Source organism: Streptomyces sp. NRRL S-37 (assembly GCF_000721605.1).
Taxonomy (GTDB): domain Bacteria; phylum Actinomycetota; class Actinomycetes; order Streptomycetales; family Streptomycetaceae; genus Streptomyces.
In genome coordinates, this window is sequence record NZ_JOIZ01000001.1 from 276,066 (window position 1) to 295,083 (window position 19,018).

General features: G+C 72.2%; 11 protein-coding genes. 7 read left to right on the plus strand and 4 right to left on the minus strand.

Annotated features, from left to right (window positions below; genetic code table 11):
* Positions 1-195: 195 nt before the first annotated feature.
* The 3 genes from IH50_RS41500 to IH50_RS0101145 form a co-directional block, all read right to left on the minus strand.
* The gene (locus IH50_RS41500) at positions 196-519 is read right to left on the minus strand and encodes a hypothetical protein (protein WP_158801132.1); all 324 of its coding nucleotides are present in this window, start codon (positions 517-519) and stop codon (positions 196-198) included.
* Between the two features lie 552 nt (positions 520-1,071).
* On the minus strand, positions 1,072-1,659 hold the full coding sequence (locus IH50_RS0101135) for a hypothetical protein (protein WP_051767122.1): 588 nt from the start codon (positions 1,657-1,659) through the stop codon (positions 1,072-1,074).
* 550 nt (positions 1,660-2,209) lie between these two features.
* Positions 2,210-2,875: a hypothetical protein gene (locus IH50_RS0101145; RefSeq protein ID WP_234328057.1), complete on the minus strand. Its 666-nt coding sequence runs from the start codon at positions 2,873-2,875 to the stop codon at positions 2,210-2,212.
* A 189-nt stretch (positions 2,876-3,064) separates the two neighbouring features.
* On the opposite strand from IH50_RS0101145, the gene IH50_RS0101150 reads away from it, so the two are divergent.
* From IH50_RS0101150 to IH50_RS0101175, 6 genes are all read left to right on the plus strand, one after another.
* Positions 3,065-3,778, plus strand: a complete 714-nt coding sequence (locus IH50_RS0101150) for a VOC family protein (RefSeq protein WP_030856249.1) — start codon at positions 3,065-3,067, stop codon at positions 3,776-3,778.
* A 285-nt stretch (positions 3,779-4,063) separates the two neighbouring features.
* Positions 4,064-4,897, plus strand: coding sequence for an SAM-dependent methyltransferase (locus tag IH50_RS0101155; RefSeq protein WP_030856250.1), 834 nt, complete (start codon positions 4,064-4,066; stop codon positions 4,895-4,897).
* A gap of 99 nt (positions 4,898-4,996) precedes the next feature.
* Complete coding sequence (locus IH50_RS0101160) at positions 4,997-5,515, plus strand: ATP-binding protein (protein WP_234328058.1); 519 nt, start codon at positions 4,997-4,999, stop codon at positions 5,513-5,515.
* A 553-nt stretch (positions 5,516-6,068) separates the two neighbouring features.
* Complete coding sequence (locus IH50_RS0101165) at positions 6,069-7,022, plus strand: hypothetical protein (RefSeq protein WP_158801134.1); 954 nt, start codon at positions 6,069-6,071, stop codon at positions 7,020-7,022.
* Positions 7,023-7,399: 377 nt separating this feature from the next.
* Positions 7,400-14,263, plus strand: a complete 6,864-nt coding sequence (locus IH50_RS0101170; RefSeq protein ID WP_030856256.1) for a DEAD/DEAH box helicase — start codon at positions 7,400-7,402, stop codon at positions 14,261-14,263.
* Positions 14,260-16,536: a UvrD-helicase domain-containing protein gene (locus tag IH50_RS0101175; RefSeq protein WP_030856258.1), complete on the plus strand. Its 2,277-nt coding sequence runs from the start codon at positions 14,260-14,262 to the stop codon at positions 16,534-16,536. The genes IH50_RS0101170 and IH50_RS0101175 overlap by 4 nt, the downstream gene beginning before the upstream one ends.
* Positions 16,537-16,678: 142 nt before the next feature.
* Here IH50_RS0101175 and IH50_RS0101180 read toward each other — a convergent pair whose 3' ends face one another.
* On the minus strand, positions 16,679-17,623 hold the full coding sequence (locus IH50_RS0101180) for a serine/threonine-protein kinase (RefSeq protein ID WP_030856259.1): 945 nt from the start codon (positions 17,621-17,623) through the stop codon (positions 16,679-16,681).
* A gap of 461 nt (positions 17,624-18,084) precedes the next feature.
* Between IH50_RS0101180 and IH50_RS0101185 the strand changes: the two genes are divergently transcribed.
* Complete coding sequence (locus tag IH50_RS0101185; protein WP_051767123.1) at positions 18,085-18,816, plus strand: EcsC family protein; 732 nt, start codon at positions 18,085-18,087, stop codon at positions 18,814-18,816.
* Positions 18,817-19,018: the final 202 nt, after the last annotated feature.

A 19,018-nucleotide genomic window follows, 5' to 3' on the forward strand; every position in this document is an offset into this window, starting at 1 on the left:
AGCCCCTGGACGGCGGGACCGGCATCGCAAGCGCCGACACCCAGCACTGGGTTGTGGAGCGCGCGTTCGCCCACCTGCACTGGTTCCGCCGTCTGCGCATCGGCTGGGAGATCCGCGACGACATCCACGAAGCAGTCCCCGTCCTCGGATGCGCACTCATCTGCCGACGACTCCTCAGACTGTACGCGAGGAGGCTCAGATGGCCTTGAGTGTCCAATCGCTTGCCGGCGCGGAATGAACCCACAGGTAACCAGGGCCGCTCACATGAACTGTCCCTCTTTGGGTTCCTGTTCTGTCCAGCTCGAGTGATTCACCGGTGTCGACCGCATGATGCGTGAAGCGCAGGCCACCCGAACGGTCAGCGTACTCGTAACGCATCTCCAGATGCTCACCCTCCCAGCTGAAAAGTCGGGTGCCGTGGCTTGCAACGGCGGTCGGCAAAGGAGGCACGTCTTCAGGCAGCATCCTGTCGAGTTGCCAGCGAGCCACGCCGTTCCCCCTCGCCTTGCGCACCTCCACGTGCGTATACCTGCCGGGCAGCACGAACGGATGCCACGACCGCCCCCACGTGTGGAAAAGGGCCGCATCCGACGATCGCTCCTGCGCCGTGTCGGTCCAGGGGGTTGCGAAGTAGGTGGTGAACGGCCCCCGCGACCTCAACCTCAACAGCGCCGGCTCCCCAAACGGTCGAGGTACGGCAACAGTGCGCGCCTCCCAGCCCCCCACCGGAAATATCTGTGACGTCACTCCCAGCCCCTCCCCGACGAGTCCCTCTGACCGTCACCGGATCAGAAGGTGATCCAACCACCTCAAAGGTCATTTCGTTGGGGGTTCCCAAAGCGACGGTCGAGGGCCGCACCCTACGCTCCTGGCTTCTCGCGGTAGTGGCGGCGGGCGAGGAGACCGCTTCGGCAGCCGTGGTCATCCGGCTTCGGCCCTGCTGATCCGGGGCGTGGGTCGAGACCACTCCCGGCCTGCCTCCGTCGCCCACCCGGCGCCGGTTCCTCGTTCCCGTCCGGGGCCTCGGCGCCGGTTGTCCCGAGCTCACTCGGGCCGCGACCGCCGGCCTCCTCACCCCACCCTGTCCGCGCCGGTCGTCCGGTGTCGCCTCCTGCTCTCGAGCCACTCGCCGACCTCGCGCCGGAACTCCCGGTCCTCGTCCTTCCCGGCGAGCCGCTCCAACTCGCGCAGCACCCCTGGAGAGCCGGCGGGATCGCGCACCGCGTACACGGCCGCACCCGTCTCGTACGTGTCGGCCAGGAGCCAGACACTGTTGTCCAGGGCCAGCATGGCGAAGCCGGGAAGGCCGGCGCGGACGCCGAGGAACGTCGCCGCGCCGGCCCCCATGAGGTCCCACCGTTCCAGCAGGCGGACCCGGTGCCAGACGCGCATCGTGCGCCGCCGGCGGTCCTCCTCGGCGGTCCGGGTCCCCCTGGGCAGCCTGAGGAGGAATTCACGGTTCCCGTCGATCAGGCCGGAGGACGTGGCGAGGTCGTACCAGGCTTCGTTGAGCCGTTCCACGAAGCGCGGGTCCTTGTAATCGACCAGGTGGAACCCGAAGACCCGCTCCCGTTCGTACCCCACGACATGCGGTATCGCCGAGCCCGGAACCGCGTCGGGTACCACCTCGATGCCGGCTCGCAGCAGCGGCCTGATCACCTTGCGATACCTCTCCTGCCGACCCACCCCGTCACCCCCTGCCCCATGCCCTGTCCGGCTTGATCGTGCCGCACTCAGCCTATGGCCAGGACCGCCCGGACAAGCCCTGGCCCCTGCCTCCTGCGGGTGGCGGGCCGCCCTGTGTGCGAAGGCCGGGATCCTGCTTCGGGCGGGCGGCCGAAGCGATCGCCGTCCACCCCACCGTGACCGAACAGCGCGCCGCCGAACCGGAACCCGCCCCTCGTGGCGAGAACGGGTGCTCCCTGGAAGCGCCCTTCCAGGCACTGCCGTTCCTTTCACGCCCGCATCAGGAGTGCGGCGAGGATGATGGGAGCGTTTCTCCAGACAAAACGGCGCATACTCGGCGCATCGTCTGGAGAAACGGTCCAATCAGCATCCTGTAACCGCTCACCGCGGCCGGGCACCTCGTCGCCGCCGGACGTGTCAGTCGTCCTGCACCTGAATCAGTACGACGAAGCGGTCACCGTCGCTGCCGGCGACGAAGGTGTCCATGGTGGTGCCGGTGACACCGTCCACGCCGTGCCCGTCCTCAGTCCGTCTCCCGCACGCGTGCGGCGGTTCGCTCGGCGAGCTCGCGGACGCCGTCGGCGGCGTTCTCCGAGAGCCGGCCGAGTACGGCGTCGGCGGCGGTGAGGAGGGCACGGGCCTCCTCGGGGCGGCCCGCGTCGGCCAGGGCGAGGGTGAGCCGGTAGTGCTCCTCGGCGATGAAGCGGCCGAGGTTGACCCGCTGCCAGTGGCGCAGTGAGTCGTCGTCCGGGGTGGCCAGGGCCTCGCGCACGGCGGCCAGACTGTCCGCCGCCTGTGGCAGCCGGCCCGCCTCCCGCTCCAGGCGGGCGAGGGTGTGCCGGGCCGAGGCCCGGTCCCACGCCGTCTCCTGGAGGGCGGCGCACAGGTGCTGGGCGCGCAGCGCCTGGGGAAGGTCGCCGAGTTCCTCGAAGTCCTGGGCGAGCCCGCTCAGTGGAGCCGTGGTCAGGGTGTGGGGCGCGTCGGGGCGGCGGAGTCTGCTCTGGTCCAGGACGATGCCGTCGAGTTCGCGGATCAGCGTCACTCGCGCGAGGTCCGTCATCCCCTGGTCCCGCGCCAGGTCGGTCCAGGTGGAGACCGGCTCGTCCGACGGGTCCGTCCCGAACATCGACTCGTCGAGCTCCCGCGCCCACTGTCGCAACTCGTCCGCGCTCGCCCCCGGTTCCGGCACACCGCCCAGGCCGCACGCCGTGTCGAAGTCCGTCCTCGGCCCACACCGCGAAGGGTGCGGCTCCGGCTCCGGGGCCGCGGAATACTCGGCTGCGGCCGAGGCCGGGCCGCCCCTAGGATCCTCGTTCGAGGCGCCGGCAGGGCGCCCTGCCGGCAGCCGGCACTCAACGGACCGAGGATGCGTGGCGCAATGAGCAGCCGACTCTTCGCCATCTCCTTCGACGCGCACCAGCCCGAGCGCCTGGCGCATTTCTGGTCCGGGGTCCTGGGCCTGGAGAGAGCCGGCGATTCCTACGACGGCGTCGCCCTGCTGTCCGGGAACGACGCCGGCTACCGCCTCGGCTTCCGACCCTCCCAGGCGCGGAAGGTCGCCCAGAACCGGCTGCACTTCGACCTGACCAGCTCCTCTCTGGAGAACCAGCAGGAGACCGTGGCCAGAGCGCTCGACCTCGGCGCGCGGCACGCCGACATCGGTCAGGGACCGGACGCGGCCCATGTGGTGCTCACCGACCCCGAGGGCAACGAGTTCTGTGTCCTCGAGCCGGGCAATAATTTCCTGGCCGGCTGCGGCTTCATCGGAGCGCTCGCCTGCGACGGTTCGCAGGCCGTGGGCTACTTCTGGAGCGAGGCGCTGGGCTGGCCGCTGGTCTGGGACCAGGACGAGGAGACCGCCGTCCAGTCACCGGACGGCGGTACGAAGATCACGTGGGGCGGTCCGCCGCTCATGCCGGACCCCGGCAAGGACCTGCACCTGGACCTTGTCCCGGACGACGATCAGCAAGCGGAGGTCGAGCGCCTGCTCTCCCTCGGGGCGAAGCGTCTCGGATCCGCCCATGGAGGGGACGGCGCGGTGCTGCTGGCCGACCCCGACGGCAACGAGTTCCGCGTGCTCACGCGCCGGTGAAGCCGGAACCGGCACCCGGCCGATTCGCACGGCGGAGTCGTCCCGGGGTGCGAAGCCCTCTTCTCGCGCTCCGGCCGCGCCGGCCCTGGCCCGGGCGGCCCGGAGCATTCGCTCGAAAGTGCCGTTCTCGGCCCATCGGCGGAAGCGGGGGGCGACGTGGCCCGGGAACCGTACCGCTCGGGCACGTCCCGACGGGCCGTACCGGTACGGAACTTCCGCACGATCCCGTCGAGGACCGCCCGGGGATGCCGGAACGCCGGTGGGCGGGCGATGTCGCGGGAGAGGATGGGCGGTATGACGGTTGAAGGCTCCTCCATCGACTCCACCCGGCCCAGCATCGCCCGCGTCTACGACTATCTGCTCGGCGGCAAGGACAACTACGCCGTGGACCGGGCGGTCGGTGACGTGTTCTTCCGGGACCTCCCCGGGTCGGTGGCCATCGCCTTCGCCAACCGCGCGGCCCTGACGCGGGCCATCGCGCAGATCGTGACGACCACCGGCATACGGCAGTTCATCGACCTGGGCAGCGGTCTGCCGACCGCCGACAACGTCCACCAGGTCGCGCAGCGGTACGCCCCGGAGTCCCGGATCGTGTACGTCGACAACGACCCCCAGGTGCTGGTCCACGGCTGCGCGCTGCTGGAGCAGAACGACCGCACCCGGGTCGTCCGGGCCGACATCCGCGACCCGGAAGGCGTCCGCACCCACCCGGACACCCGGGAACTGATCGACTTCGACCGTCCCGTCGCCGTCGTCTTCAGCGCGATCCTCCACCACGTCAACGACGAGGAGGACCCGGCCGGGATCGTCCGCCACTGGCGCGACCACGTCCCCTCCGGGAGCCACTTCTTCGTCAGCCACTTCCGGTCCGGCGACAACCCGGAGACCGCGGAGGCCGAGCGGGTCCTCCAGCAGACCTTCGGCCGCGGCCGGTGGCGCACCGACGAGGAGATCGCCGCCCTGCTGGACGGCCTGGAGCTCCTCGACCCCGGGATCGTCCCGGCGCCCCGGTGGCGTCCCGACCCGGTCGGCGGCAGCCCGTGGGGCGCCGGAGGCGAGGAACGGGAACTCACCGTCTGGGAACACCTCATCGTCGCCGGGCTGGCCCGGAAGGCGTAGCAACCGGGTCCTCACACCGGCGTCCCACCGGCGTACAGCGCCCCGTCGTACAGGTGTCACCGCTGGTCACGGAGCCGGTGCGGCCGCAACGCTGAGCGCATGCACATCTCGCCCTCCCCGCTCCCTCCCTCCCGTCCCACCGACGCCGCCGCCGAGTTCGCGATGGCCTTCACCTCCACCCCGCGCGGCGCCCGGCTGGCCCGGCTGTTCGTCGCGCACTGCCTCAACTCCTGGGGGCACCCGTACGACGGCCACGTCAACGAGACGCTGGCCCTGATCACCGCCGAGCTGTGCGCCAACGCCGTCCGGCACGGACGCGTGCCCGGCCGGGACTTCCACGTCCGGCTGGCCGCCGAGGCGGACGGCGGGCGGCTGCGCGTGGAGGTCTCCGACACCTGCGCGGAACGCCGGCCCGCCGCCACCCCCGCGGACCCGGACGCCGAGACCGGCCGCGGCCTCCTCCTCGTCACCGCCCTCGCCGACGACTGGGGCGTCACCGACCGCCGCGGCGGCCCCGGCAAGACGGTGTGGGCGGTGGTCCGCGCCGCGTCGGATGCCCGGACCCGTCACCCTCACCGGGCAGCAGCCGCGGGGCCGCCGGACGCCGGACACCCCTGAGCCGAACCGTGCTCCTCGTACAAGGGGGTGTGCGGTTCGGGCGCGGATACCGGGCGGAAGCCGCGCGGTTCCCACGGGCTCGGCGGCCGTACCGTGTCGGCCGGCGGTGCACGGAAGGGAACGGAGCACCCGCCCTGCGCGGGTACTCGCCCGCCGGATCGACGCGTCAACACTCGGGCGAGGCACTCACCGAGCGAAACAGAATGGACAACCCGCCCTCCAGAACGCGCCGTTCTCAGCGAAACGACCCGTGGAACACCTGCGCCCCGTGGACAAGGTGCCCGACGTCTGCCACAACTACGTTCACCTGAACACCTTTTGGCACTCACGACGCACGGAGCACGTCATGGCCACGCCGCCACCGCCCGGCCCTGGGCATCCGGATCCCGCCACGAACGGAGTGCCGCAGGGAGGGGCGCCGCTGCCGCATCAGGCTCAGCCGGCTCCCGCGCCGGTCCCTCAGCACGGGGCACCGTACGGAGGAGCGCCGCAACCGAACCCGCCGGCGCCCGCTCCCGCACCGGGCCCTCAACCCGGTGCGCCACACGTATGGGTGACGCCTCCCGACCCTGAGCGTTATCCGCGGGAGTCCAATGAGATTTCGCGGAGCGCCGCCGAGGAACAGAAGAGGAACAACCGAAGAACCTACGCCCTCGGCATCGCGGTCGCCGTGGTCACCACGGTATCGGTCGTCATCGCCGCGCTCCAGTACTTCGACGACAAGGCGGAGGACGGAGCCGACGAGGCGTTCGAGGCCGGCGACCCGTTGAAGATCTCCGCCGGCGAATCGTATTGGGGCCCTTCCTGGTATGCGGAGGAAGACGGGAGCGACAAGTACGCGGGGCAACTGTTCGACATGTCATCGACGGATGACAGCCGGCCGTCTTTCGCATGGCTGCAAAAGCACTGGACGCCTCTGAATTCGACCGGTGTCGCGGTGAACGTGCTGAGCAAGCACAAACACACTGTGCTTGTTCAAGGGGTGGAGATCACACACCGGAAATGCACGGATCCCGAGCCGGGCGGCGCTCTCTTCGCGACCCCGCCCATCGGGGACGGCGGATCGTTGGAAATGCCCGCGGTGTTCGCCTTCAACGTGGATGCTCCACGCCCGATCGCCCGCAAGATGAACACCGAGGGGCTACCCGGTGAACCCTCCAGGGTCAACGTCACCCTCGAGAAGGGCGACCAGCGGGAAATCCTCCTTCATTTCTTCTCCAGCACGAAATCCTGCACTTTCCAGGCTTCGTTGATCGTCTCCTCGGAAGGAAAGCGTTACAAGCAGAGGATCCCGGCCCACTGGGGTGAGAAGGGGGACGACGCGTACACGTTCCGCGTCACAGCACCCAACCGGAACCATGCGTACGAAACACGGTACGTGACAGCGCCCGGCACGGACTTGACCAAATTCCGCATCGTCACCGTGCCGGCGTCCGGACTCACCTGGAACAAGAACAACCAGCCTACGTACACACCTGAGACCGATGCGTCGGAGTGGGCACCCTGACGATGGATCCCGGTGGTGCGCGTAAGGGGTAGCACTTCTCCAAGCTGCTCCGCCACGGAGCCGGAACAGTGAGCCGGTGATGCGCACTCGCACGTGATCGTGAACCCCTCGGTCGCGGCGGTACCCGGATCACCGGCTTCGGCCGGTGCCGTTCGGACGGAGACGGCCGGACCTGGCACCGTGGACGACCGACAGCGCGACCATTTGCCGCTTTCACACTGCTTGTTCCCTTTCGCGCGCGTCCGGGTTGGGACCAGGTGGGTCCCGTTGTCCGAGGTGGGCGCTATTTTTGGTGGCGATCGTCACGACGCCGGTGCCACCGTCACGGGCACCGCGCACCCGGCGGTCGCGGTAGCCGTTCTGCCCGAAAGGTCCTCGTGAAACCCACCCTGGCCGCCGCGCAGCTGCGCGGCAGTCTGACGCAGTACCTCACGACGACGTACGCGCTGGCCGACGAGGACACGCGGCGTGCGCTGGAGCGGTTCCTCGGGGATCCGGAGACGGGGATCTTCCGGGGGCCGTTCCTGCGGATCAGGACGCCGTTCCATCCGGCGGAGGACGGGTGGCAGGCGGCGCTGGAGTGGCAGCCGTCGTTCACGCCGTGGCGGCACCAGGCGAAGGCGTGGGAGCGGCTGAGCACGTACCGGGGGGCGGCCGAGCCGACGCTCGTGACGACCGGCACCGGGTCGGGCAAGACGGAGTCGTTCCTGATCCCCGTGCTCGATCACTGCAAGCGGGAGAAGGCGCTGGGGCGGCGCGGCGTGAAGGCCGTACTGCTGTACCCGATGAACGCGCTCGCCACCGACCAGGCGGGGCGCATCGGGGAGTACCTGGCGCAGCCGGAGCTGGCGCAGGTGACGGCCGGTCTCTACATCGGCGACAAGCCGGACACGGACTTCCGGCGGGTGATGACGCGGCGCGAGGAGATGCGCCAGGCGCCGCCGGACGTGCTGATCACCAACTACAAGATGCTGGACCTGCTGCTCCAGCGGGCCGAGGACCGGCCGCTGTGGGAGGGCGCGGACCCGGCGTACGTCGTCCTGGACGAGTTCCACACCTACGACGGCGCGCAGGGCACGGACGTGGCGATGCTGCTGCGGCGGCTGGCGTCCGCCGTGGGCGCCTCGAAGCCGGAGCGGCCGCTCGGGTCGATCTGCCCGGTGGCGACCTCGGCGACCCTCGGTGAGGGCGGGGGCGACGGCAGTGGCATCCTCGCCGTCGCCGAGCAGGTGTTCGGCGTGCCGTTCGGTCCGGACGCGGTGATCGGTGAGGAGCGGCTGAGCGCCGACGACTTCACCGGCGACATCGACTACGAGCTGCCCGTGCCGCCCGGCCCCAAGGAGGTCATCGAGGTCTCCGGCGGGCCGGGCGTGGAGTCCGACCCGGACCGGCTCGACCTGGACGGGCTCGCCGAGCGGCTGCTGGGGCGGCGCGGCCTGGACGCGTTCCGGATCGGGCGGCTGCTGAAGAAGCACGACTTCACCCACGGGGTGCTCGCGCTGCTGAACGGCGAGCCGCTCGACGAGTGGGGGCTGCGGGACCGCATGGCCCGCTTCGGGTACGCGTGGGCGCGCACCGCGCGGGAGAACCCGCGGCTCGCGCTGGAGGCGCTGTCGCGGTTCGTGGCGCTGCTGTCGTCCGCGCGGGACCCGGAGTCCGACGAGCGCCGGCCGCGTCCGCTGCTGCACATCGAGGCGCACCTGTGGGTGCGGCCAGTGGGGCGGGTGCTGAGCGGGGTGAGCGGCCGGCCGGAGTTCCGCTGGTACGAGGACGAGCGGACCCTCGCGCGGCGCTCCGCGCTCACCGCGGCGTCCGCGTCCGAGGAGTCGTCCGACGGCGACGAGTGGCCGTCGGCGGACGCGCGGCGGCCCGAGGCACTGCCCGGTTCGGACACCGTGCAGCGGCCGGCCCAGGCCCACCTGCCCGCCGTCTACTGCCGGGTGTGCGGCCGTTCCGGCTGGGCCGCCCTGTCCCCGGAGGCCGATCCGCAGAAGCTGGAGAGCAGTCCGCCGAAGATCTGGCAGGCCGCCCTCGGACGGGACAAGCGGCGGCTGCGGTACTTCGTCTCGGCGACGCAGGCCGAGGCGCGGGACGCCCTCGCGGCGCTCACCGGCGCCGCGCCGAAGCAGGCCGGCGGCGTCGACCCGCAGTCGGTGGTGGTGCTGGACGGGACGCAGGGCACCTACCGGATGCCCGTCGCCGAGGACGCGGAAGGGCTGCAGGACGCCTGGTTCGCGCGGGCCGTCCTGGACAAGAAGACCGCCGACCGGGCCGCCAAGGACGACACCTGTCCCGCGTGCGGCGCCGAGAACGGCATCCGGTTCCTGGGCACCGCGCTCGCCGCGCTGGCCTCCGCGACGGTGACGCAGCTGTTCACCGGCGGCCACGAGATCGCGCTGGCGCCGGAGGAACGCAAGACGCTGCTGTTCAACGACTCCACGCAGGACGCGGCACACCGTGCCGGATACGTCGCCAACGCCTCGTACAAGTTCTCGCTGCGCTCGCTGCTGGCGCACCGGCTGGACGACTCTGGTGCGCCGGTTCCGCTCAACGATCTCATCGGCGACGTACTGGACTCCGTGGACGACCCGCAGACGCTGGCCGCGGTCGTTCCGCCGGATCTGCACGACGAACCGGGCGTGGACCGGCTCCTGTCGGGGCGCGGCACCGGGGACGCGCGGACCTGGAAGCTCATCGGGGAGCGGCTCGCGTTCGCGACCGTCATGGAGTTCGGGCTGCGCTCGCGGCTCGGGCGCACCCTGGAGCTGACCCGGACCACGGCCGCCGAGGTCGTGATCGCCGAACCGGACCGGATCGTCGCGCTCGCCCGCGACCTGCACCTCACCCTGCCGGGACAGCTCGGCCTGGACGGCGGCCTGCCCACCCCCGACCGGTATCTGGCGTACGTGCGGGGGCTGCTGGAGCGGATGCGGCTGCGCGGCGGCGTCCGGCACCGGTGGCTGGACACCTGGATCAAGGAAGCGGGCGTCAACCAGTACCTGATCTCCGGGCAGCGGCCGGAGGGGATGCCGGCCTTCCCCGAGGGGTACGTGGCACCGCCGAGGTTCCTGCTCGCCGGGCCCAAGGAGAAGACGAAGTTCGACACGGTCACCGGGCGCGGCAACTGGTACCAGGACTGGACGCGGCGCTGCCTCGGCCTGGACGCCGCCCAGGCGAGCGAGTACCTGCGCCGGCTGCTGCCCGTCCTCGCGGACGTGGGCGTGCTGTCGGCGCGTACCGCCAAGGACCGCACCACCCGCGTGTACGGGCTCCAGCCGGGCCACATCCACGTGCGGCTGCTGGCCGACGACCTGGTCAACAAGGCGTTCGTGTCCTGCGAGGAGTGCGGCTGGCAGCAGGTGGTGCCGCCCGAGCGGCGCACCCGCTGGTACGGGCACCCCTGCCCGCGCTGGCGCTGCACCGGCGTCCTGGCGCCTCCCCCGTACGACATGGCGTCGACCGGGACGGGCAGCGGCGGCTTCGGCGGGAGACTGGAGCGCGACTACCGGGCCGACTACTACCGCCGCCTGTACCTGACCGGCGGCACCTACCGGGTCGTCACCGCCGAGCACACCGGCATGCTGACCCGGCCCGAACGCGAGGGCGTGGAGCGGGCGTTCCGGCAGGGCACCCACTACACCGACCCCAACGTGCTGTCCTGCACGCCCACCCTGGAGCTGGGCATCGACATCGGCGACCTGTCGGCCGTGCTGCTCGGCTCGCTGCCGGGCGGTCCGGCCAACTACGTGCAGCGCGCCGGTCGCGCCGGGCGCCGGACCGGCAACGCGCTGGTGGTCGCCTTCGGCGGGCGCCGGGCCCGCGACCGGTACTACCTGGACGACCCGACCGAGATGATCGCCGGTGACATCGTGCCGCCGGGCTGCTACCTGTCGGCCGTCGAGATCCTGCGCCGCCAGTACACGGCGCACCTGCTGGACCGGGCGGCGCGCGGCGAACTGACCACGGCGGACGGCGAGCCGCTGACGCCGGTGCCGCGCCTGTCGTCGGCGCTGTTCGGCACGTCCGGCTGGTGCCAGGACCTGTCGGACGCGGCACTCACCCACGGGGCCCGGCTGGTCGAGGAGTTCCTGGCGCTGTTCCCGCAGGCGCCGGGCGGCCCGGACGACGACCGGGGGGTGTCCGCGCACGCCGCGGACGAGCTGCGCGCGTACGCCACCGGCGGCATCGCGCGCACCCTGGCGGAGGCCGAGGAGGAGTGGACGGCGCGCCGCGAGGAGCTGCGCCGCCGCATCGCCGCCATCGACACCGCCATGGACGGGCTGCTCGCCGAGGACCGCGAACAGGGCGCCGAGCGGCGCGAGCTGCTGGCGGAGCGGCGCGCCACGGGCGAACTGCTGCGCCGGCTCAGCCAGACCAGCGCCCACGGCGCCCTCGTCGAGCTCGGCCTGCTGCCCAACTACAGCCTCACCGACACCACGACGTCCCTGGAGGCCACCCTCTACTGGAAGGAGGCCGCCGGGAGCGACGAGGACGCGGAGGCGCCGGAGGGTGACGACGAGCGCCGGGAGTGGGTGTACCGCAGCGAGACGCGCGACTACGAGCGGTCCCGCAAACTGGCCCTGACCGAACTCGCGCCCGGCAACAGCTTCTACGTCAACGGCTACCGGCACGTCGTGCGCGCCCTCGACATCGGCAGCCCGGAGCGGCGTGCCTGGGCGGTGTGGCGGCTCTGCCCGGCCTGCGGGTACGCGCGCACCCACGGCGACCCGAAGAACGACACCTCGCCGTGCCCGCGGTGCGGCTCCCGGGAGATCGCCGACGCGGGGTGCGTGCACCACGTCCTGGAGCCCAAGCGCGTGACGTCCCGGGACAAGCGGGACGACGCCCGGGTGCGGGACGACCGCGACGAGCGGGACCGCAGGCGGTACGCGGTGCTCACCACCGTCGACGTCGACCCGGCGCACCTGGCGGCCGGCTCCTGGCGGCACGACGGCGCGGTCTTCGGCGCCGACTTCACGCGCAAGGCCGTCGTGCGCACCCTCAACCTGGGCATCGACCGGCAGGACGGCAGCAGCACGGTCCCGCTGGCCGGGGACGACGTACGCCTCAACCCGTTCTACGTGTGCACGAGCTGCGGCGGCGCCACGGCCGACGGGCGGCCGGTCGTCGACCAGTCGCAGCACGCGCTCACCGCGTCCCTCGCCCTGTCCACCCGGGCCAGCGCCCACCACCAGCTGTGGTGCCCGCGCCGGCGGCTGCGCGGCGACGGGGAGGCGCAGGGCGCCGGCGAGGACGTACCGCTGCTGCTGGCGCACGAGCTGACCACGGAGGCCGTACGCATCCTGCTGCCGGCGTCCGTGGCGCGGGCCAAGGAGCGGCTCGCCTCGTTCACCGCCGCGCTGTTCGCGGGCATAGCGGCCCGCTACGGCGGCGACCCCGACCACATCGACATCACCGCCGCGTCCATGCCGGACGGCGAGGACCGCGACTGGCCGCGCCGGTTCCTCGTGGTCTACGACCGGCTGCCCGGCGGCACCGGCTACCTGCACCGCCTGGCCACCTCCGACGGCTTCCGCGAGGTCCTGCTGAAGGCCCGCGAGGTGATCGAGAACTGCGACTGCCTGCGGAAGGGCCTCGACGGCTGCCACCGCTGCCTGCTGCGCCGCGTCCCGCCCGCCGACTACGACAAGGTCAGCCGCAACGAGGTCCGGCAGATGCTGGACGAACTCCTCGGCGCGGACGGCGAGCGCTGGTCCACCTCCCCCGTCACCACCACCCAGCACATCCCGATGCACCAGCAGGCCGAGAGCGACCTCGAGGTCCTGTTCATCGACACGCTGCGGGAGTGGGCCGCGCTGCCCGAGAGCCGCGCCAGCGGCGACGCCTACATCACCCCGGCCGGCACCCACGCCCTGGACCTGCGGCTGACCGCCACCGACGGCACCACGCTGAGCTGGCGGGTCTCCCAGCAGCGGGTCCTCGACGGCACCCGGCCCGACGTCCTCTTCGAACGGGTCGACGCGCCCGGCCCGCGCGTGGCGCTCTACCTGGACGGCTACGAGTTCCACGCCGGACACGAGCACAATCGCGTCGGTGACGACGCCGACAAGCGGACCCGGCTGCGCGCGGAGGGGCTGCGGGTCTTCCAGCTCACCTACGGCGACGTGAGCGACTGGCGGCGCCGCGTCCGGGACACCGGCTCCTCGGGCACGGGACCGGCCGACCCGGTGTGGGAGCCGTACGGCGCCAAGGCCCAGGAGAAGGCCCGCGCGTACTACGCCGCCGCCCGGGGCGGACTGCCCGGGGAGCTGGCGGAGACGGTGTGGACCAATCCGGCCGTGCAGCTCGTGGAGTACCTGCGCCGGCCGGACGCGGAGCTCTGGCAGTGGCGGGCGGAGGCCGCCCTGGCCGGCTTCATGGGCGCCGGGGCCCGCCCGGTCGTCCTCGCGCCGGACGCGCTGGGCGGGCAGATCACGGCGGCGCTGCGCGGGGCGGCCCCCGCCGGGCCGGCCGGGCCGGTGCAGCTCTTCACGGTGACCGACCGTTCGGGACTGCCGCTGGTGTGCGCCGCCGACGGCCGGGTGAGGCCCCCCGCCTGGACGGGCATCGTCCTCCTCGACGACGCGCCCGGTGTCCACGCCCGGGAGGAGGCGCACAAGCGGCGCTGGCGGGCCTGGCTGTACTGGTCCAACCTGCTGCAGTTCCTGGACACCGGGGGCGGCGACGCCGTCCAGCTCACGACCGGCCGCCTCGACGGGTTCCCGGTGGAGACGCTGGCGGTCACGGGCGGCGGCGGTGTCCTCCGGAGCGTCCGCCTCACGCTCACCGACGGCACGCCGGCGCCGGCCGGGACCGTACCGCCGGCCCCCGCGGCCGCCGGGACGGCCACCACGGGGGACACCCCGCCCGTCCGGGACGCGGCGTGGGACCGGGTCGTCGAGTACCTCGACCCGGACGAGCCCGGCCTGCTCGCGCTCGCCGAGGCCCTCGCCGCGCGGGGTGTCCCGGTACCCCGGGACGGCTACGAGCTCGACGCGCACACCGGCTGGCAGGCCGAACTGGCCTGGCCGGACGCACGGGTCGGAGTCGTCCGTACCCCGCGCCCGCCGGAGGGCGAGGACACCGATCCGGAGGCCGCCGACCGGGACCGCGACTTCGCCGCGGCCGGCTGGGAGGTGCGGACCGCCGCCGACTGGACGGCCGACGCCCTCGCCGAGCGGATCGGCCGTCGCCCGTCAGACGACACCACCACGGACAACGGGGAGAACGAACAGCCGTGACCGGCAAGAACGTCACACTGCGCCTGCTCGACAAGGCGGACCGGGAGATCCTGAAGCTCCCCCGCCCGGTCAAGGGCGCGATCTACGACTTCCAGCACAAGTTCAAGACCAACCCGGACTCGGCGGGCCTGCGGCTCAAGCAGTTGCAGGGGCACGACAAGCTGCACTCGGCGCGCGTCAACGACGAGTACCGCGCGCTGCTGCTGCGGCTGGCCGACGACGACTGGCTGATCGTCTCGGTCAAGCACCGCAAGGACGTGTACGCGCACCTGGACCGGCTCACCTACTCGGTCAACCGCGTCACCGGCGGTATCGAGTACGTGGACCTCCAGGTGGTGCAGGAGGAGGTGCTCAGCCCCGCGGCCCCGCCGGCCGCACCGCCCGCCTCACCCGCCTCGCCCGCCGAGCCCGTCCGTCCCGCTGAACCGGCCGCTCCGGAGCCGCTGTTCGCGCGGTGGTCGGAGCAGGAGCTCACCGACCTGGGCGTGGCGCCGTCCCTGGTCCCGGTCGTCGCCGCGCTGACCACCGAGGATCAGCTCCTCGGCCTCGTCGAGTACGCGCCGCAGCTCACCGGCGAGGTGCTGCTGGCGCTGTACGACGGCAAGGCCTACGACGACGTCCTGGAGCAGGTCACCGCCCCCGTCGCGGCGCCCGACCCGGTGGACCCCGAGGACTTCCGGGCCGCCGTCGAGCGTCCCGCCACCATCGTCACCACGACCGACGACGCGCTGCGCGAGGCGCTGGAGGGCGAGGACTTCGGGCGCTGGAAGGTGTTCCTGCACCCCACCCAGGCCAAGCTGGTCACGCGGGACTACAGCGGTCCGGCGCGGGTGGGCGGCGGGCCGGGCACCGGCAAGACGATCGTGGCGCTGCACCGGGTCAAGCACCTGGTGGAGCGGCTCCCGGCCGGCCGGACCAAGCCGGTCCTGCTGACCACGTACAACAAGAACCTCGCGGCGGACCTGCGCTCCCGGCTGCTGGCGCTCGGCGGCGAGGCGCTGCTGTCGCGCGTCGAGATCAGCCACGTCGACCAGCTCGCGCTGCGCACCGTCCGGGAGGCGGAGCCGGGCAACCGCAAGCGGATCGTCGACGAGGCGCAGGCGGTCCGCGAATGGCGCTCGCTCCTCGACGAACTCGGCGAGGACGGCTGGGACGCGGAGTTCCTGCACGACGAGTGGACGCAGGTGATCCTCGGCCAGGCGGTCACCTCCCGCACGGACTACTTCCGGGCCCGCCGCGCCGGACGCGGGCGCACGGTCACCCGTGCCGAGCGCGCCGAGATCTGGCAGCTCGCCGAGCGGTTCACCCAGCGCCTGGACCGGCTCGGGGTCCAGACGTGGGACCAGATCGCGGAGCGGGCGGCGCAGCTGGAGGCGGCACGCGCCCGGCGCATCCAGGACATCGACCGCCGGCGGGAGGAGGCGGGCGGCCTCGACAACGTCCACGTGGCCGACGGTTCGGGGGGCTGGCTGCGCTACCGGTACCGGCACATCGTGGTCGACGAGGCCCAGGACCTGCGGCCGGCGCACTGGAAGATGCTGCGCGCGATGACCGCCCCGGACCGCAACGACCTCTTCCTGGTCGGCGACACCCACCAGCGCATCTACAAGAACCAGGTGACCCTCGGCAGCCTCGGCGTCAACATCCGCGGCCGGTCGTCGAAGCTGTCGCTGAGCTACCGCACCACCCGGCAGATCCTGCGCTCGGCGCTGAACGTGCTCGGCGAGGAGAAGTACGACGACCTCGACGGCAGCGCCGAGACGCTGGCCGGGTACCGGTCCGTGCTCAGCGGCGCCGTCCCGGACCTGCACCGGCTGGCCGACTGGGCGGAGGAGCGCGAGGCGGTCGCCGCGCTGATCGAGTCCTGGGGGGAGGTGCCGCACGAGCAGATCGCCATCGCCGTGCCGACCAACGACATGGCGCGCGAGGTCGCGTACACGCTGCGGGAGCACGGCATCATGGCGCTGGAGATCGGTCCGGACGGGCCCCTCGGCGACAGCGGCGTCCACATCGGCACGATGTTCCGGTTCAAGGGGCTGGAGTACCAGCGCATGATCATCGCCGGGGTGACCGACGGGCTCGTGCCCCGCGCGGACGTCCAGCGGCGGCGCGCCACGGACCCGGCGCGCCACCGGACGGAGATGCAGCGGGCCCGGTCCCTGCTCTTCGTGGCGGCCACGCGCGCCCGGGACAGCCTGGACGTCTTCTGGCACGGGGAGGCGAGCCCGTTCCTCAGGGAACTGATAGAGGTCCGGCCGCCGGCCGCGGCGTGAACCGGCCGGGGACCGTGGCCCGCTCCGGGGCCGTGGTCCGTCCCGGGGCTGTGGCCCGTCCCGGGGCTGTGAACCACTTCGGGGCCGTGCCCCGCTCCGAGGCCGTGCCCCGGTCCGGGACCCGTGCCGCGGTCCGCCTCGGCTAACGCGGCATGACCGGCCCCTGGGGCACGAGGAACGGCCGCCGGGGATCCTCCGGCGGCATCCTGCGGGTCGCGAACGCCGCATCGGGGGCCGGCAGATACGGCGCGAGGGCCGCGTACACGTCCGCCGCCCCGCCGGGACGGTCCTCGGGGCGCTTGGCGAGCAGGGCGTGCACCAGGTCCTGGAGGGCGGCCGGGGCGTCGGCGCCGTCGTCGGCGAGGCGGGGCGGGGACGCGGTGAGGTGCAGGGTCGCCATCTCGGCGGGGCCCCGGCCGCGGAAGGGAGGGCGGCCGGTGAGCATGTGGTGCAGCAGGCACCCGACCGCGTACAGGTCGCTGCGCCCGTCCAGCGGCCTCTCCCCGGCCAGCAGTTCGGGCGAGGCGTAGGCGACGTTGCCGAGCGTCTCACCGGTCATGGTGAGCTGCGGGTCGGCGTCCGAGAGGACCTTCACGAGCCCGAAGTCGAGGATCTTCACCAGGCCGCTGGCGCGGACCATGACGTTCTGGGGTTTGAGGTCGCGGTGGACGAGGCCGGCGGTGTGCGCGGCGGAGAGACCCGAGCACAGTTGCGCGGCCACGGAGACCGCGGCGGGTACCGGCAGGCGTCCGTCGTCGGCGCCGTCGACGACGTTGTCGAGGGTCGTCCCGTCGACGAGCTGCATCACCAGGCAGCAGACGTCCTCGGTCACGGCCGCGTCGTACACGGTGGTGAGGTTGGCGTGGTCCAGGCGGGCTGCGGTCTTGGCCTCCCTCTCGAAGCGCGCCAGGGCGGTGCGGCGCCGGTCCGGCAGGGCGAGCAGATCCGCGGCGACCGTCTTGACCGCGACGGGACGCTCCAGGTACACGTCCGTCCCCTGCCAGACGTGCCCCATCGCCCCTCTGCCCAGGATCCGGTCCAGCCGGTACCTGCCGCGCAGTACCTTGCCCGCAGCGAACTGCTCCACGTGTACTTCCCTCAGTGAGTCCCAGCGGTGTGCCGACGCGCGGACCGCCCGGCCCGAGGCCCGGCGCCGGCAGTCCGCGCGGAAGAAGTCAACCAGTCCCGCACGCGGACCGGAAAACCCCGGGGACCACGGAATCCCGCGCGGGAGCGACGAACGTGACGCCAGACGGCCCGAACCGAGGCGGCAGGCCGCGTCCTCTCGTCTTCCTTAATCGAGCGCACGCAAGCAAACAGGAGAAGTTTGACGGCGCTTTCACCTCTATGGGAAAGTGAAAGCGCTTCAGCTCGTGAAGGGCGGCGCGGCGAAGGGCGTCGCGGCGCGAAGGGTGGGACGGGCGGTGGCGAGGGGGACGCGGCTTCAGCCGCCCGCGGTTCTGCCGGGATGTCGGCGACCGGACTCCTTCTCTTACCCGTGGCAGTGCGGGACGCCTCTCGGTGGGGCGCTCGCGGAAGGGGTGTGTGATGGCCGACGAGAAGACTCCTGACGAGGGAGCGGCCGAGAGGGCCGGGCGGTGGATCGCCGATCTCGCGGAGAAGGTCATGGTGAACGGCGTGGGGCCGGTCACGGGGTCGGCGGCCTGGGCCGAGGACCGTCTTTCGCGTCGACAGGGTGACGACTACCGGGTACCTGAGGACGAGGAGCGCCGTTCTCCCGAGGACATGAAGGACGACATCGACGCGGTCGTCACCCGCCTCATCAAGGAGTCCGTGACCGCGGCCGGGACCCAGGGATTCATCACCGGGCTCGGAGGTCTGATCACCGCAGGCGTGACGATCCCCGCGAACGTGGCCGCGTCCCTCGCCATCAACATACGGCTGGCCGGTTCCATCGCGCACCTCCGGGGATGGGACATCGGCGATCCGCACGTGCGGACCGTCGCGATGCTGCTCGCGATCGGGATGAGCGCGCAGAACGTCCTGGCGTCCTTCGGTGTGAAGGTCGGCCAGAAGCTCGGCGAGCAGATGATCAAAAAGATCCCGATCACGGTGATCCGGGCGATCAACAAGAAGACCGGAACCCACCTCGTCGCGAAGTACGGAACCAAGCGCGCCGCGATCACGCTCGCCAAGGGGATCCCGATCCTGGGAGGCATCGTCGGAGGCGTCGTGGACGCGGGAACGACCGCGATCATCGGACGGGCCACGGACAAGGCCTTGCGTGACGGCACCCTGCAGGCCGAGGAACCGGAGTGACGAGGAAGCGGACCGAGTGCACGAGGCGTGCCGCACGGGTTCCGGAATCGACCACGGGCCGCCTCGGACGATTCCGGCGCAGCCCTGCGGATCAGGGTGGACGGTCAGTCGGCACCTTCCATCCGAGCAAGGCCTCCAGGGCGCCGTACGGCCAAGGAGCCTCGTGCCGGCCGGCGATGAAGCGCACGACACGCTGCCGCAC